This is a genomic window from Shewanella algicola, from assembly GCF_014648035.1.
In the GTDB taxonomy this organism is placed as follows: Bacteria; Pseudomonadota; Gammaproteobacteria; order Enterobacterales; family Shewanellaceae; genus Shewanella; species Shewanella algicola.
The window spans coordinates 1-739 of the sequence record NZ_BMQI01000162.1; the positions used below are offsets into that span (position 1 = coordinate 1).

General features: G+C 39.6%; 1 protein-coding gene. It reads right to left on the reverse strand.

Annotated elements, in window-relative coordinates; translation table 11 throughout:
* The coding region (locus tag IEY42_RS22225) for a hypothetical protein (RefSeq protein ID WP_188927336.1) at nucleotides 1–301 on the reverse strand (301 nt) is incomplete at its 3' end.
* Nucleotides 302–739 lie beyond the last annotated feature (438 nt).

Here is a 739-nt window from a genome sequence, read left to right on the forward strand (position 1 = left end):
ATATGCATTTGCCAGCATCAAAATTCCAAAGGAAAGAGCCCTTACCAGGCTCAACATCACGCAGCAAGGGCGGAAGGCTATCCCCCTTTTTATTCTTTAGTGACATCACGATTTGCCGGCTTTGATCGCCTGGAATGGAATAAAATACTTCCATGGTGACTTCTTCAGAATATGCGCACTTTCCGTATGAAACGTTCTTTAGCACTTCGTATCTGAGATGATTTTGCTGTTCAGCGTGAACGAGAGAGGGAATTGCCAACCCTACAAAACAACATAAAGTTAGGCACTGATTTAACTTCATTGAATAATTCCATTTAAATATTAAAAACTACTAAACTAACAAGCAGCCTGCTTCCTCACACAAATCGGAATAAATTGTTGCACACATGTAAATGAATGGTCAATAAATTTTCGCCGCATACGATTTGATTCAATGCCTTTAATATTGGCAAGCTATAGCTAAATTAGTGATATCATATCATCTTGTTTTAGATAGTGGCTATTCTGTAATCAAACCAGAGGAATGCACATAATATGGTAAGTCCCTAGAATAGTAGACACTTTCCAGCATGACTAAACTTAAGTCAACAGACCAGTACCAAGCAGAGTTAGTTCAACCATGCGAAACAAGCAAAGGGGCAAAGGTGTGCCAACAGATTTCGCCCTAGCATGCCCCTGGACATTTCTGAGTTACGAATGCCATCAGTGTATGCCTTGTTCGCATAAATAAAAATATGGG